The organism is Sphingomonas pseudosanguinis (genome assembly GCF_014196255.1).
Lineage (GTDB): Bacteria > Pseudomonadota > Alphaproteobacteria > Sphingomonadales > Sphingomonadaceae > Sphingomonas > Sphingomonas pseudosanguinis.
In genome coordinates this window covers 256027-269344 of record NZ_JACIDH010000001.1, presented here as the reverse complement: position 1 = coordinate 269344, position 13318 = coordinate 256027, and the positions used below count along the sequence as shown (strand labels likewise).

Annotated in this window: 16 protein-coding genes and 1 pseudogene; 6 read left to right on the top strand and 11 right to left on the bottom strand. The window is 65.3% G+C overall.

Annotated elements, in window-relative coordinates; translation table 11 throughout:
* Positions 1 to 33: 33 nt before the first annotated feature.
* Both GGR48_RS01265 and GGR48_RS01260 read right to left on the bottom strand, forming a co-directional pair.
* On the bottom strand, positions 34 to 1029 hold the full coding sequence (locus GGR48_RS01265; protein WP_183950050.1) for an agmatine deiminase family protein: 996 nt from the start codon (positions 1027 to 1029) through the stop codon (positions 34 to 36).
* A complete protein-coding gene (locus tag GGR48_RS01260) occupies positions 1026 to 2669 on the bottom strand; it encodes a M28 family peptidase (RefSeq protein ID WP_183950048.1) in 1644 nt (547 codons plus the stop codon). Before GGR48_RS01260 ends, GGR48_RS01265 begins: the two co-directional genes overlap by 4 nt.
* 178 nt (positions 2670 to 2847) lie before the next feature.
* On the opposite strand from GGR48_RS01260, the gene GGR48_RS01255 reads away from it, so the two are divergent.
* The 3 genes from GGR48_RS01255 (at position 2848) to GGR48_RS01245 (ending at position 4648) form a co-directional block, all read left to right on the top strand.
* Positions 2848 to 3738, top strand: a complete 891-nt coding sequence (locus GGR48_RS01255) for a M15 family metallopeptidase (protein WP_183950046.1) — start codon at positions 2848 to 2850, stop codon at positions 3736 to 3738.
* On the top strand, positions 3731 to 4189 hold the full coding sequence (locus GGR48_RS01250; protein WP_183950044.1) for a hypothetical protein: 459 nt from the start codon (positions 3731 to 3733) through the stop codon (positions 4187 to 4189). The genes GGR48_RS01255 and GGR48_RS01250 overlap by 8 nt, the downstream gene beginning before the upstream one ends.
* Positions 4190 to 4270: 81 nt before the next feature.
* A complete protein-coding gene (locus GGR48_RS01245; RefSeq protein WP_183950042.1) occupies positions 4271 to 4648 on the top strand; it encodes a lysozyme inhibitor LprI family protein in 378 nt (125 codons plus the stop codon).
* A gap of 23 nt (positions 4649 to 4671) precedes the next feature.
* Here the strand turns inward: GGR48_RS01245 and GGR48_RS01240 are convergent, their stop codons facing one another.
* The 3 genes from GGR48_RS01240 to GGR48_RS01230 form a co-directional block, all read right to left on the bottom strand.
* Positions 4672 to 5043: a hypothetical protein gene (locus GGR48_RS01240; RefSeq protein WP_183950040.1), complete on the bottom strand. Its 372-nt coding sequence runs from the start codon at positions 5041 to 5043 to the stop codon at positions 4672 to 4674.
* Positions 5044 to 5167: 124 nt separating this feature from the next.
* Positions 5168 to 5782 (bottom strand): 30S ribosomal protein S4, encoded by a 615-nt coding sequence (gene rpsD, locus GGR48_RS01235; protein WP_183950038.1) that lies wholly within the window; start codon positions 5780 to 5782, stop codon positions 5168 to 5170.
* A gap of 160 nt (positions 5783 to 5942) precedes the next feature.
* A complete protein-coding gene (locus tag GGR48_RS01230) occupies positions 5943 to 6167 on the bottom strand; it encodes a hypothetical protein (RefSeq protein ID WP_183950036.1) in 225 nt (74 codons plus the stop codon).
* A gap of 104 nt (positions 6168 to 6271) precedes the next feature.
* On the opposite strand from GGR48_RS01230, the gene GGR48_RS01225 reads away from it, so the two are divergent.
* Positions 6272 to 6580 (top strand): chorismate mutase, encoded by a 309-nt coding sequence (locus tag GGR48_RS01225; RefSeq protein WP_183950034.1) that lies wholly within the window; start codon positions 6272 to 6274, stop codon positions 6578 to 6580.
* Between the two features lie 145 nt (positions 6581 to 6725).
* Here GGR48_RS01225 and GGR48_RS01220 read toward each other — a convergent pair.
* The 5 genes and pseudogenes from GGR48_RS01220 to rpiB form a co-directional block, all read right to left on the bottom strand.
* Positions 6726 to 7828, bottom strand: a pseudogene (locus GGR48_RS01220) (TrmH family RNA methyltransferase).
* A gap of 186 nt (positions 7829 to 8014) precedes the next feature.
* Positions 8015 to 8482, bottom strand: a complete 468-nt coding sequence (gene nrdR / locus GGR48_RS01210) for a transcriptional regulator NrdR (protein WP_183950028.1) — start codon at positions 8480 to 8482, stop codon at positions 8015 to 8017.
* Complete coding sequence (locus GGR48_RS01205) at positions 8483 to 8674, bottom strand: hypothetical protein (RefSeq protein ID WP_183950027.1); 192 nt, start codon at positions 8672 to 8674, stop codon at positions 8483 to 8485.
* Positions 8675 to 8685: 11 nt separating this feature from the next.
* A complete protein-coding gene (gene glyA / locus GGR48_RS01200) occupies positions 8686 to 9981 on the bottom strand; it encodes a serine hydroxymethyltransferase (protein WP_276208023.1) in 1296 nt (431 codons plus the stop codon).
* Between the two features lie 20 nt (positions 9982 to 10001).
* Positions 10002 to 10445 carry a ribose 5-phosphate isomerase B gene (gene rpiB / locus GGR48_RS01195; RefSeq protein ID WP_183950025.1) on the bottom strand — a complete coding sequence of 148 codons (444 nt, stop codon included), beginning with the start codon at positions 10443 to 10445 and terminating at the stop codon, positions 10002 to 10004.
* A 116-nt stretch (positions 10446 to 10561) separates the two neighbouring features.
* Here rpiB and GGR48_RS01190 point away from each other — a divergent pair, with 116 nt between their 5' ends.
* Together GGR48_RS01190 and GGR48_RS01185 are read left to right on the top strand one after the other, a co-directional pair.
* Entirely contained in the window at positions 10562 to 11008 is a 447-nt protein-coding gene (locus tag GGR48_RS01190; RefSeq protein WP_183950023.1) for a hypothetical protein, read from the top strand.
* A gap of 44 nt (positions 11009 to 11052) precedes the next feature.
* Entirely contained in the window at positions 11053 to 11601 is a 549-nt protein-coding gene (locus tag GGR48_RS01185; protein ID WP_183950021.1) for a Uma2 family endonuclease, read from the top strand.
* Positions 11602 to 11859: 258 nt separating this feature from the next.
* Here GGR48_RS01185 and hemA read toward each other — a convergent pair whose 3' ends face one another.
* A complete protein-coding gene (hemA, locus tag GGR48_RS01180; protein ID WP_221211334.1) occupies positions 11860 to 13101 on the bottom strand; it encodes a 5-aminolevulinate synthase in 1242 nt (413 codons plus the stop codon).
* Between the last annotated feature and the right edge of the window lie 217 nt (positions 13102 to 13318).

Below are 13318 nucleotides of genomic sequence, written 5' to 3'. Positions count from 1 at the left end.
AAAGCGCGGGCCTCGCCGGTGATCGGCTTCGGATCAGGCCGGAATCTGCTGCGAGATGCAATGGAAGCTGCCGCCGCCGGTCAGGATCGCATCGGCGCGCAGGCCGACGACTTGACGGTCGGGGAAGATGGCCTGGATCGCCGCCACGCCCGCGTCGTCATTCTCGCTCCCGTAAATCGGCACGACCACCGCCGCATTGCCGATATAGAAGTTCATATAGCTGGCCGGGACGATCTCCTCGTCGCGCAGGACGCGGCCCGGCGAGGGGATCGTCACCAACTCCAGCCCGGCCGCCTTGGCGTCGCGCTGGGCGGCGGCATAGACCTGCCAATTGGGGTCGTTCTCCGCCGCTTCGGGGATCGCGATCCGGTTGGGGCCGACGAAGCGCGCCAGATTGTCGACATGGCCATCGGTATGGTCGTTGAGCAGCCCGTCGCCCAGCCAGACCACGCGGGTCAGCCCCAGATCCTCGGCCAGCCGAGTAGTGATCGTCGCCTCGTCCAGATCGGGGTTGCGATTGGGGTTGAGCAGGCACTGGCGGGTCGTCACCACCAGCCCGGTGCCGTCGCCATCGATCGCGCCGCCCTCCAGCACCCAGCCGCAAGGCGTGGCGGATAGCCCACGATCCTCGGCCAGCCGCGCGCCCACCGTATCGTCGCCGGGCAGGTCGTATTTGCCGCCCCAGCCGTTGAACTCGAACAACCGCGCCGAGCCGTCCCCGGTGACGATCGGGCCGGTATCACGCAGCCAGATGTCACCGAACGGCTGGACCACCACGTCCGCCGCATCGCCGGCCATCGTCCGCGCCGCCTCGGCCGCCTCGCCATCGGCGGCGACCAGGATCACGCGCTCGCCCCGGCCATCGGCGTGAACCGCGCGGGCAAAGGCCAGCACCTCCTCGCGCGCGGGCTCCAGATCCTCCTGCCACAGCTCGGGATGGCTCGGGAAACCGATCCAGACGGCGGCGTGGGGCGCCCATTCGGCGGGCGGAGGCGTGGTCTTCGAAGACGTGGTGGAGGGCGTCGTCACTGGGCGTTCTTCCTGCTCTTGTCTCGAATGCCGCGAAATTCGGCGGTGGGATACCAGTTGGGCCACAGGCCCGGCCGGTCGGCCAGCGTCCTGCCCAATTGATAATAGACGGTCAAATCCTCCAAGGCACCCGTCCAATCCCAGCGGGGATCATATTCGTCCGCCGGCTTGTGATAGCGATGCGCGACATAATCGTCGCTGGCGGCCTTGCCCGCCGCCTTGCCGCCGACGACCTTGTCCTCGCCCGATCCGCCGTCGAGCATCGGCACGCCCAGCTTGGCGAAGGAGAAATGGTCCGAGCGGTAATAGCCGCCCCGCTCGGGATTGGCCTCCTCGCCGATGTAGCGGCCTTGCGCCTTGACGAAGGGGACGACCATATCCTCGATCTCGGACTTGCCCTTGCCGACCAACACGAAGTCCTTCGACCGGCCGGTCACGTTCAGCACGTCCATGTTCACGCCGCCCACCGTGCGCGCCAGCGGGAAGACGGGATGCTGCGCATAATAGCCCGAGCCGAGCAGCCCGCTCTCCTCCGCCGTCACCGCCAGGAACGCGATCGAGCGTTTGGCCGGCCCCGCCTTTGCTTGCGCCTCGGCCAGCGCGACCAGCCCGGCGATCCCGCTCGCATTATCGAGCGCGCCGTTGCAGATGTCGTCGCCGTCCACCGCGTCGCAGCGGCCCAGATGGTCCCAATGCGCCGAATAGAGAACATAATCCTCCGGCACGCTGGTGCCGGGCAGCACGCCGATGACGTTCTTCGACGCCTGCCGCCGGATCGTGTTGTTGAACCCACCCGACAGGGTCAGGCCCAGCGGCACGGCCCTGAACCCCTTGGTCTGCGCCGCCTTGGTCAGCGTCGCCAGGTCGCGCCCCGCCGCCGTCAGGATGCGCTCGGCGACCGGCTGCTGCAGCCAGCCTATGACCTGGCTCTGGTCGGCATGGTCGCCCGGCTCGTCCAGTTCGAGCTGCGGCCCGGTCCAGGAGGATTGCACGACCGCCCAAGGGTAGGCGGCCGGCTCGGTCTGGTGGACGATCAGCGCGGCGGCGGCACCATGCTTCGCCGCGTTCTCGAACTTATAGGGCCAGCGACCATACCAGGTCATCGCCCGCCCCTCGAACGGGCCATCGCGCCCCATGGTCTGCCAGTCGGGGTCGTTGACCAGAATGACCACCGTCTTGCCGCGCACATCGACCCCGGCATAATCGTCCCAGCCCTTTTCGGGCGCGGTGATGCCATATCCGACGAAGACGAGTTCGCTGTCCTTCACGTCGATGCGCGGGGTCACGCGATAGGTGCCGACGACCATATCGGTGCGATAGTCGAGCGTGATCGGCGATTCCCCTGCTGCGCCCTTGCCCTGAACGGTGAAGGGCCGGACGTCGGTGGCGGTGATCTCGACCATCGGCACGTCCTGGGTCCAGCTGCCCTTGTTGCCGGGCTTCAGGCCGGCCTTCCGGAAGCGATCGATGATATAGGCGACCGTCTTGTCCTCGGCGGGCGTAGTCGGCGCGCGGCCCTCATAGGCGTCGGAGGACAGGGTTTGCGTAACGGTCTTCAGCGTCTCGACCGAAATGGCGGGCCTGTCCTGCGCGATCGCGCTGCCGGACAGAAGGAGGGACAATAGGACCAGACGGCGCATGACAGACATTCCCCTTGTGATGGGGGATGTTGTGCCCAGCCACCGGCTCACGGGCAAGTAGGGAGAGGCCATGCCCCGATACCGGTAACGTGACGGGCATTTGGTCCGGATGGGTGCCAAAAGCCTTCAGTACCGCGTCCAGAATGGCGTATGATGCTCACCGAACGGAGTGTTGCACATGACACATCTGAACGGTTCCGTCGGGCTTCATGGCCGCAATCGTCGAAACGACGTCGCGATGGTGCAGACCGCTTTGCTTGCATCCGGCCATTCGCCCGGACCGATCGACGGCCTATGCGGGCGACATACGATCAGCGCGATCATATCGGTTCAGCGGCAGCTATTGGGCAAGCCCGATGGCTTGGTCGAGGTCCATGGTCCGACCTGGCGATGGCTTACGGCGCATGCCGGCAGATCGCATCAACAGCCATCCCAAAGCGGATCGCGATCGTCCCCCGCATCGCCTTTGCGGCGCCCGGTTCCGCCCGAAACACCATCTAACGAGCGCGCGATCCGCCCCTTACCGAGCCGGACGCTCAACTATACGGATCACGTACCTCTCCCGAAGAAGGGCTCGGTCAATGTCGGCATCCGGCCCGCGTCGAATCAGGCCATCATCGCCCAGCTGGGCCAGCCGAGAGACAGTTACTCGCAACAATGCCAACCTCCGACCAACGCCGCGCTGAAGCGGATGGTGGTCACGGGGGACGTCGGGCCGTTTCGAGCCACGGGCTTGCGGCCGGCGGTCTTGAGCCTGACGGCCATATTTGCCGAAGTCAGGAAGACGCATCCCGACCTTCATGCAAAACTGGGCACGGCGGGCATGATGTGTTGCCGCTACGTCAGGGGATCGACACGATCGATTTCCAATCATGCCTGGGGCACCGCCATCGACATGAAGATCGACGGCATTCTGGTTCCCCGCAAGGCGCATTATGCCAATCTCGGGCTGCAATTGCTGGCACCGATCTTCAACAAACATGGTTGGTATTGGGGAGCGGCATTCTCAACGCGCGACCCGCATCACTTCGAATGCGGAGCGGATTTGCTGGAGACCTTCCATGCTTAAAATCCTGTCGACGATCGGCCTTGGCATATTGGCGGCCTGCTCCGCGCCCGCAGCGCCGCCCTGCCGTGCAGAGGCTCCCGCCCCGATAGCCAACGGACCGGCCACCTGGATCGGTCCGTGCCTCCATGGAAGCGCCGATGGCCTGGGCGTTTTACGGGTCGCCCGGCGCAACCAGGCACCCCGGCTTTTCTTCGGCAAAATGGTCAAAGGCCGCCCCTTCAGCGGTGTCATGTCGACCGACACAGGTGATTGGCGACCGGCCTGGCGATTTGACGCTCGTCTGCAGCCTCGCGAAGACCCCAATGGCGATCGGCAGAGCAGTCTTCAGACCTTCGATCTTGCCGCTGGCGGTGCGCGGGAGGCGAGCCGCCGTTACCGCGCGGCCGGGAATATCGATTCTGCGCGCTTCTATGACCAGCAAAGCCGGAAACTGGCCGAAGCGCTGGACTGATCCGGCAACCGTCGTGGCAACAGATGGTTTTATGTCCCCGCGGGCCAGTGAAAGCATCTGCCCGCATAAAAGGAGGGACAGATGAAAGTGATCGCCGTCATATCCGCCATGATCGTCGCCGGCATCGGGGCATCCGCCACCGCGCAGGAATCGCCCAATCTCTCGGCCGCCTATGTCCGTTGCATGGAGCGCGCGGGCGGGAACACGGTGCAGAGCGGCGTGTGTACGCAGCGGGAATCGGCGGTGCAGGACGATCGGTTGAACAAGTCCTATCAGCAGGTCATGCGCCAGCTCGCATCGCGCCCGGCGGCCAAGATCGCGCTGCGCGATCAGCAGCGCCGCTGGATTCGCGAGCGTGACTATAGCTGCAAGATCAACGGCGACACGATCGACACCGGCTGCATCGTCACCAAGACAGCGTTGCGCGCGGACGAACTGGAACGCCAGGTCCGCTTCTGATCGCGAAGCTGGGCGGCTGGGGATCAGTCGCCCAGCGAATAGACCGCGTTGAACCGGCCGTCCTGCAACGCGCCGATCGTCCAGTGCGACGGCGCGCCGTTGGCGAAGGTGACCTTGTAGTTTTCATAATGTCGGCCGTCCGCGTCCTCCGCCTTGACCAGGGTCATCGACTGGATCGCGCCCGCCGCCTTCAGCATGGCCGACATTTGCGGCAATTGCTGGCGACAGGCCCCCAGCAGTTCCGGCCCCATCAGCGTCTCGGGACAGGTGCCGTCCGCGACCGCGGTGAACATCGCACGAAGTTGGTCTGCATACAGGCCCTGCTCGCCCGCCTGCGCCTGCGCCGACGACGCCAGCATCAGTGCACCGATCGCCAGGATTCCCAGTCGCTTCATGGCCCCACCCCCCAAAATTTCGGGTGAGTATGACCCGCGCCATGGCACCCGACAAGCGACGTCCAAACAAAAAGGGCGGCCCCATCGGGACCGCCCTTTTCGTAAATTCGGTAAGACCCGAAACTTAGCGCGAATAGAATTCGACGACCAGGTTCGGTTCCATCTTCACCGGATAGGGCACCTCGTCCAGGGTCGGGATGCGGGTCAGCGCGACCTTGGTGTTGCCGTCGGCGGTGACATAGTCGGGCACTTCACGCTCGGCGAGCTGCTGCGCTTCCATGACCAGCGCCATTTCGGTCGCCTTCGAACCCAGCGAAATCTCGTCGCCGACGAAGCAGCGGCGCGACGCGACGTTGCACTTCACGCCGTTGACGCGGATGTGGCCGTGACTGACCAGCTGGCGCGCGGCGAAGATCGTCGGCGCGAACTTGGCCCGGTACACGATCATGTCCAGACGCTGCTCGAGCAGGCCGATCAGGTTCTGCGAGGTATCGCCCTTCATGCGGGCGGCTTCCTGGTAGCAGGCCTTGAACTGCTTCTCGGTCACGTCGCCATAATAGCCCTTCAGCTTCTGCTTGGCGCGCAGCTGCAGACCGAAGTCCGACATCTTGCCCTTGCGACGCTGACCGTGCTGGCCGGGGCCGTATTCACGCTTGTTGACGGGGCTCTTGGGGCGGCCCCAGATGTTCTCGCCCATACGGCGATCGAGCTTGTACTTCGCGCTCTGACGCTTCGACATGTGTAATCCTTGGCAATTACGAACGACGTTGGTCCCGGTATCGCACCATGCAAGCCTTTATGGGGACAAGCGCAGGCCCACCGCTTCACCGGGATGCGGGGGCAATTGCGAAGCGGCGCGCCTAGACGACGCGCAGCCGCGAGTCAAGCGAAGCGGTCGATCAGCGGCCGTTCGCGGTATTCAGCCGGCCGGTCGCCGTCTCCACGTCGTTGCGCGCATTGGCGGCGATTTCGTCCCATTCCGCCTGAGTCTTGCAGATTCGCTTGGCGGCCAGCCGCGAGCCCGTGGTTTCCTGTACGCGGCAGATCTTCTTTTCCTTCACCGGCGCGGGGGCCGGTTCGGCCTGTTGGCCGGTCAGAGCCAGCAGCAGCAAGGTGGTCAGCATCGTCCTATCTCCCCATTGGAACGCGCGGCCATGCTATCCCGCGCCCGCCCCGATCGGCAAGCCGCACTGGACAGCGCGAACGCCACCCGGCAGAGCCTGCGGCCATGACCCAGATTCTCGCCGGCCCCGATTGCACCACCATGGCGGAGGTCCGCGCGGGCGTCGACCAGCTCGACCGCGAACTGGTGGCGATGCTCGCGCGCCGCTTCGCCTATATGGACGCCGCCGCGCGGATCAAACCGAGCCGCGATCGCGTGCGCGACGAGGATCGCAAGACCCAGGTGATCGACCAGGCCCGCGCCGAAGCCCAGCGGCTGGGCGTGCCCGAGGCGGTGGTTGCGGCGATGTGGGAAACGCTGGTCGAAGGCTCGATCGCCTATGAGCTGGCGGCGTTCGACCGGACGCGGGGGTAAGCGAGCCCTCCCCGCCTATCCCGTCCCCAACCGCCGTTCAGGCTGAGCGAAGTCGAAGCCCAAGGGATAACTTCCGCCAAGCGCCCCCGGTGACGGGCTTCACGGCGTGGCCTTCGACTACGCTCAGGCTGAACGGACGTGGGGTTTACCGCTGGCGCGGTCGCGCCAGCGTCGACAGCACCCCGCGCAGGGTCCGCACCTCCTGGCTCGACCAGCCCGGCTTGGTCAGCAAAGTGCGCAGCGTCCGCTTGGTCGCGGGAGTCCGGTCCTCCGGGAAGAAATAGCCCGCGCCGTCGAGCATCTCCTCCAACTGGCCGATCATCCCGTCCAACTCGCCCTGCGGCGCGACCTCGGGCAGTTCGACTTCGGGCGGCTGGGCGAGTTCGACGCCCTTCGACCATTCATAGGCGATCAGGATCACCGCCTGCGCCAGGTTCAGGCTGCCGAATTCCGGGTTGATCGGCACGGTGACGATCTTGCGCGCGATGGCGACATCGTCGGTTTCCAGCCCCGACCGCTCCGGCCCGAACAGGAAAGCGGCACGCCCAACGGTATCGGCATGGATTTCGCGCGCGGCTTCTTCCGGCGTCACGACCGGCTTGGTCACGCCGCGCTTGCGCACCGTGGTGGCATAGACCTGTGCACAGTCGGCGACCGCGTCGGCCACGCTCTCATAGACCTTGGCCTGCTCCAGCACGATGTCGGCCCCCGACGCGGCAGGACCGGCTTGCGGATTGGGCCAACCATCGCGCGGGGTGACGAGCCGCATCTCGACCAGCCCGAAATTCAGCATGGCACGCGCGGCCTTGCCAATATTCTCGCCGAGCTGCGGGCGGACCAGGACGATAACGGGGGGCTGGGATTTGTTCACGGTCACTCTTTCGTTCGTCCTGAGCCCTTCGGCCGGCTGGCAAAGCCAGCCGCTCAGGGTAAACTTCGGCGCTTGCGCCGAAGTCGAAGGGCACGTTCGGCCCGCGGTATCGCGGCTTCTTTGAGCGCCGTCCAGTCGGTTGCGATCAGGGCGGCCTTCTTGGTGCGGGACCAGCCTTTGATCTGCCGTTCGGCGGTGAGGGCTTCGTGGCGGGAGGGGAAGTCCTGGGACCAGGCGAGCGTCACGGGGCGGCGGGCTTGGGTGTAACACGGGAGTTCGCCGGATTGGTGCTGGGCGATGCGGTGTTCGAGGTTGTCGGTGTGGCCGGTGTAATAGCTGCCGTCCGAGCAGCGGAGGATGTAACAGTAGAAGGCCATCGCCCGGTTCCCATCAGCCAATGACCCGATGCTATCGAAGCAACAGCTTGGAGCAAACGATTCCCGTGGGCTTCGACTTCGCTCAGCCTGAACGGGGGTTGAGGATGAAGAGCGCCGGGCGGAGAGCTTCTATACAAACAGCCGTTCAGGCTGAGCGAAGTCGAAGCCCACGCCCTGCCCCCCGCCTCACTCCCCCCGCGGCGCCACCTCCTCCACCGTCCCGGCAAAAGCCTCGAAATCCTTGGCCTCGCCAAACTCGCGGTACACACTGGCAAACCGGATATAGGCCACCGAATCCAGCCCCTTGAGCCCCTCCATCACCATCTCGCCGATCCGCTTGGACGACACCTCGCCCTCGCCGCTCGTCTCCAGCTGGCGCTGGATTCCGGACACGAGCTTCTCCACCCGCACCGGATCGATCGGCCGCTTCCGCGTCGCGATAGAAATGGACCGGAGCAATTTCTCGCGGTCGAACGGCTCGCGCCGATCCTCGCTCTTCAGCACGAACAGCTCGCGCAATTGGATGCGCTCGAACGTCGTGAAGCGCGCGCCGCAGCCCTCGCATTGGCGGCGGCGGCGGATGGCCGCCCCATCTTCGGTGGGGCGGCTGTCCTTTACCTGACTGTCTTCATGGCCACAAAAGGGGCAGCGCATTCAGATCTTCTTCTTGGCCTTGAAATAGGCGTAGCCGGCACCCGCCGCCGCGCCGAAGATCGGGCCAACGAACGGCACCGGGATCGCGACGACGGCGCCCAGCGCGCCCCATTTCGCCATGCTCTTGCCCAGGCCTGGGGTCGACTTGATGTCGCTCTGCACCTCGGCAAATTTCTGGTCGAACTTGGCCATTTGAAACGTCCTTATCCCTGATAGATCGGAAAGCGTGCGCAAAGCTCACGCACACGGGCACGAACGTTCGCCTCGACCTCTGGGTCCCCATGCTCGCCCTTGGCCTTCAGACCGTCGAGCACATCGGCGACCATATGGCCGATCTGCTCGAACTCCGCCGGGCCGAAACCGCGCGTGGTGCCCGCGGGCGAACCGACGCGGATGCCGCTGGTCTTCATCGGGGGCAGCGGATCGTTGGGGATGCCGTTCTTGTTGCAGGTGATGCCCGCCCGCTCCAGCGCCTCGTCGGCGTCGCGCCCCGTAATGCCCAGCGGCGTCAGGTCGACCAGCGCCAGATGCGTGTCGGTGCCGCCCGCGACCAGGTTCGCGCCGCGCGCCTTCAGCGTCGCCGCCAGCACGCGGGCATTCTCGACCACGGCGGCGATATAGGTCTTGAACTCGGGCTGGAGCGCTTCGCCGAACGCGACCGCCTTGGCGGCGATGACGTGCATCAGCGGGCCACCCTGCAGGCCGGGGAAGACCGCCGAGTTGATCTTCTTCGCGATCGCTTCGTCATTGGTCATGATCATGCCGCCGCGCGGACCGCGCAGGGTCTTGTGCGTGGTGGTGGTCACGACATGCGCATGGCCGAACGGAGTCGGGTGCAGGCCGCCCGCGACGATCCCGGCGAAGTGGGCCATGTCGACCATGAAATAGGCGCCGACCTCGTCCGCGATGGCGCGGAACTTGGCGAAGTCGATCGTGCGCGGATAGGCCGAGCCGCCCGCGATGATGATCTTGGGCTGGCTCTCGCGCGCGATCCGGGCGACCTCGTCATAGTCGATCAGGTGCGTCTCGGGATCGACGCCGTACTGGACCGCGTTGAACCACTTGCCCGACAGCGCCGCCCGGGCGCCGTGCGTCAGGTGACCACCGGCGTCGAGCGACAGGCCCATGATCGTGTCGCCGGGCTTGGCCAGCGCCAGCATCACCGCGCCGTTCGCCTGCGCGCCCGAATGCGGCTGGACGTTGACGAACTCACAGCCGAAAATCTGCTTGGCGCGGTCGATCGCCAGCTGCTCGACCTCGTCCGACGGCGCGCAGCCCTGGTAATAGCGCTTGCCCGGATAACCCTCGGCGTACTTGTTGGTGAAGACCGAGCCCTGCGCTTCCATCACCGCCTTGGAGACGATGTTCTCGGAGGCGATCAGCTCGATCTGGGTCTGCTCGCGCTCCAGTTCGTGCGACACACCGGCGAAGACGGCGGGGTCGGCATCGGCCAGGGTGCGGGTGAAGAAACCGGCGGGCTGGACGTCATTCATGCTCATGAGGGCGGTATCCTTGGCGTTCAATTCTGGGCGGGCGCAGTGGACAGCATGTCGACACGGCGCTGATGACGTCCGCCCTCGAACGGGGTGGACAGGAAGGCGGCGAGGCAGGCCTTGGCCATTTCCTCGCCAATGACGCGTGCGCCCATGGCGATGGCGTTGGCGTCGTTATGCTGGCGGGCGAGCGCGGCCGACAAAGGCTCGGACACGAGCGCGCAGCGGCAGGCGGGGTTGCGGTTGGCGGCGATCGAGATGCCGATGCCCGAGCCGCACAGCGCCACGCCGCGCTCCGCGCGACCATCGGCCAAGGCCTCGCCGACCGCGCGGCCGAAATCGGGGTAATCGACGCTGGCGTTGCCGTCGGTTCCCAGGTCCAGCACCTCATGCCCCTCACCGCGCAACCAGTCCGCCAGCACGGTCTTCAACGAGACGGCGGCATGATCGGATGCGATCGCGATGCGCATGGGACGGGCGCTCCTGGCAGATAAGGATGGAATGGGTGCGCCTTTACGCGCGCGCGCTGGCGATGGCTACCCCTTGGAGAGGGAACATGTGTCCGGCCCGGCCGGTTTTTGGCGGCATGAAACGTATCATCCTGCTGTCCGCCCTGATCGCCGTCACCGCCTGCTCGCGTGAAACGCCGGAGGTGGCCAACAACACCGCCGCATCGGTCGGCGGACCCAGCGCCGCGGCGACCGCCGGCCCGGCCGGTGACGGATCGACCTTCACCGGCCTGCCGAAGAAGAAGGCGCCGGACTATGTCGGTCGCTATGTCGGGGTGGAGGGCATGTACCTGAACATCAAGCACGCCGCGACACCGGGCCGCTACCGCCTGGAGATGCAATGGGACCTCGACAACAAGGGTGAGTTCAAGGGCGATGCGGTCGGCGACACCATCGTCTTCGAGCGGAACGGCGTGCGCGAAACGCTGCGTCCGACCAACGGCGATGCGACGGGGTTGAAGTATCTCGCGGGCAAGACCGAGTGCCTGACGGTGAAACCTGGCGAGGGCTATTGCAAGAAATGAGGTGCGGCTAGGTTTGCGCTTGGCCTCATGATAGGATTGCGTCCGTGAACCAGTTGGCCCGCCTTTCCCCGGACACCCGCGCGCGCTTCACCAGCGCCGAGTTCCTGCACATGGTCGAAAGCGGCGCGTTTGACGGCATGAAGGTCGAACTGATCGACGGAGAGCTGGCACGGATGAATCCTCCGATGAACGGCCATTCCGCAGCGCAGGCCAACGTCGTCTTCTACCTTGCGCAGAAGATGGGACCGGCTTTGGTCCGGGGCGAAACGGGTATCGTCCTGAACGACTCGAACGTCGTCTCCTGCGATGCAGCGCTTTTGCGACAGACAGTGACGGAGAATCGCTTCCTGACCCCGGCGGATATTCTGCTGGTGATCGAAATCGCGCAGACGACGCAGGGACGCGATTTGGGAGTAAAGCGAATGCTCTACGCAAGCGCGGACATCCCGACCTATTGGACGATCGATGGCCAACGCCGCGTCGTGCATGTCCATGGCGAGCCGGTTGACGGGGAATATACCAGCATCCGCACTGTTCGATTTGGCGAGCCACTCGCGGTGCCGGGCAACGAGGCGGCGATTACGTTGGATTGATGGGTTCGCGCGAAGCCGCGATGATTTTTCGTTCGCGCGGAGGCGCGGAGGACGCAGAGGTGTCACGCCTGATCGCGACCCGCATGACACTTTCATCAGGCATGTGATAAAAGCGATACGCGCAAAGCTGGGCAAATCTCTGCGCCCTCCGCGCCTCTGCGCGAACTGCTCTTCTTCGTGGCTTCGCGGCTTCGCGTGAACGAAACGCCGAGCGGTACCCAAACCCGGCATTCGCCAAGGCACAAAAGACAGTGCGGCTTACGCCGCCATCTTCAGCTCCAGCCGCTCCCAGATTTCGACCAGCGCAGACACCAGTTCCGCCATCATCGCCTCGTCGTGCGCCGGCCCCGGCGTGAAGCGCAGGCGTTCGGTGCCGCGCGGGACGGTCGGGTAATTGATCGGCTGGACGTACACGCCGTATTCGGCGAGCAGGATGTCGCTGATCTTCTTGGCCTTGACCGGATCGCCGACCATCACCGGCACGATATGCGTCTCGCCCAGCATGACGGGCAGGTTCGCGTCGCGCATCATCGCCTTCAGCTTGGCGGCGGCGGCCTGCTGGCCCTCGCGCTCGACCGAGCTCTGCTTCAGGTGCCGCACGCTCGCCAGCACGCCCGCGACCAGCACCGGCGACAGCGAGGTGGTGAAGATGAATCCCGGCGCGTACGAGCGGATCACGTCGACGATCATCCGGTCGGCCGCGATATAGCCGCCCATCACGCCGAACGCCTTGCCCAGCGTGCCCTCGATCACGGTCAGCCGGTGGGCGACATGGTCCCGCTCCGAAATGCCGCCGCCGCGCGCGCCGTACATGCCGACCGCATGCACCTCGTCGAGATAGGTCAGCGCGTTATATTTGTCGGCCAGGTCGCAGATCGCCGCGATCGGGGCGACATCGCCCTCCATCGAATACACGCTCTCGAACGCGATCAACTTGGGCACCGCCGGGTCCGCCGCCGCGAGCAGTTCCTCCAGATGCGCCAGGTCGTTGTGGCGGAAGACCTGCTTCTCGCAGCCCGAATTGCGGATACCAGCAATCATCGAGGCATGGTTGAGTTCGTCGGAGAAGATCACGCAACCCGGCAGGATCTTGGCCAGCGTCGCCAGCGTCGCCTCGTTGGAGACGTATCCGCTGGTAAACAGCAAGGCCGCTTCCTTGCCGTGCAGGTCGGCGAGTTCGCCTTCCAGATCGACATGATAATGGGTGTTGCCGCCGATGTTGCGCGTGCCGCCCGAGCCTGCGCCCACGTCATGGAGCGCTTCCTCCATCGCGGCGATGACCTTCGGATGTTGCCCCATCGCCAGATAGTCGTTGGAGCACCAGACGGTGATCGGCTTGGGCCCGTTATGCCCGGCAAAGCACCGGGCGTTCGGGAACATGCCCTTGTTGCGCAAAATGTCGATGAAGACGCGGTAACGTCCCTCGGCGTGCAGGCGGTCGATCGCCTGGGTGAAGACGCGGGAATAATCCACGCGCGCGTCCGTGCCCTCGATGCTCATGGGAAGCGAATGTAGGCGCAAGCCGCGCATGAATCGAGTCGGGAACTGCACTCACTGTGATCGATCATGGTGGACATATTGTCCCAAGGATCGATCGGTTCCTGATGCGGGTGGTTCGCAGGGCGACGGGCACCCGGCCAAACCACCCCACCTCCGTTCACACTGAGCGAAGTCGAAGTGCACGGGACGCGCGGGCGGCCAGGCTTTTCCCTTGGGC

Coding starts and splice junctions, on each gene's coding strand:
- GGR48_RS01260 (WP_183950048.1), bottom strand. CDS start 2,669: ATGCGCCGTCTGGTCCTATTGTCCCTCCTTCTGTCCGGCAGCGCGATC.
- GGR48_RS01255 (WP_183950046.1), top strand. CDS start 2,848: ATGACACATCTGAACGGTTCCGTCGGGCTTCATGGCCGCAATCGTCGA.
- GGR48_RS01250 (WP_183950044.1), top strand. CDS start 3,731: ATGCTTAAAATCCTGTCGACGATCGGCCTTGGCATATTGGCGGCCTGC.
- GGR48_RS01245 (WP_183950042.1), top strand. CDS start 4,271: ATGAAAGTGATCGCCGTCATATCCGCCATGATCGTCGCCGGCATCGGG.
- GGR48_RS01240 (WP_183950040.1), bottom strand. CDS start 5,043: ATGAAGCGACTGGGAATCCTGGCGATCGGTGCACTGATGCTGGCGTCG.
- rpsD (WP_183950038.1), bottom strand. CDS start 5,782: ATGTCGAAGCGTCAGAGCGCGAAGTACAAGCTCGATCGCCGTATGGGC.
- GGR48_RS01230 (WP_183950036.1), bottom strand. CDS start 6,167: ATGCTGACCACCTTGCTGCTGCTGGCTCTGACCGGCCAACAGGCCGAA.
- GGR48_RS01225 (WP_183950034.1), top strand. CDS start 6,272: ATGACCCAGATTCTCGCCGGCCCCGATTGCACCACCATGGCGGAGGTC.
- nrdR (WP_183950028.1), bottom strand. CDS start 8,482: ATGCGCTGCCCCTTTTGTGGCCATGAAGACAGTCAGGTAAAGGACAGC.
- GGR48_RS01205 (WP_183950027.1), bottom strand. CDS start 8,674: ATGGCCAAGTTCGACCAGAAATTTGCCGAGGTGCAGAGCGACATCAAG.
- glyA (WP_276208023.1), bottom strand. CDS start 9,981: ATGAGCATGAATGACGTCCAGCCCGCCGGTTTCTTCACCCGCACCCTG.
- rpiB (WP_183950025.1), bottom strand. CDS start 10,445: ATGCGCATCGCGATCGCATCCGATCATGCCGCCGTCTCGTTGAAGACC.
- GGR48_RS01190 (WP_183950023.1), top strand. CDS start 10,562: ATGAAACGTATCATCCTGCTGTCCGCCCTGATCGCCGTCACCGCCTGC.
- hemA (WP_221211334.1), bottom strand. CDS start 13,101: ATGAGCATCGAGGGCACGGACGCGCGCGTGGATTATTCCCGCGTCTTC.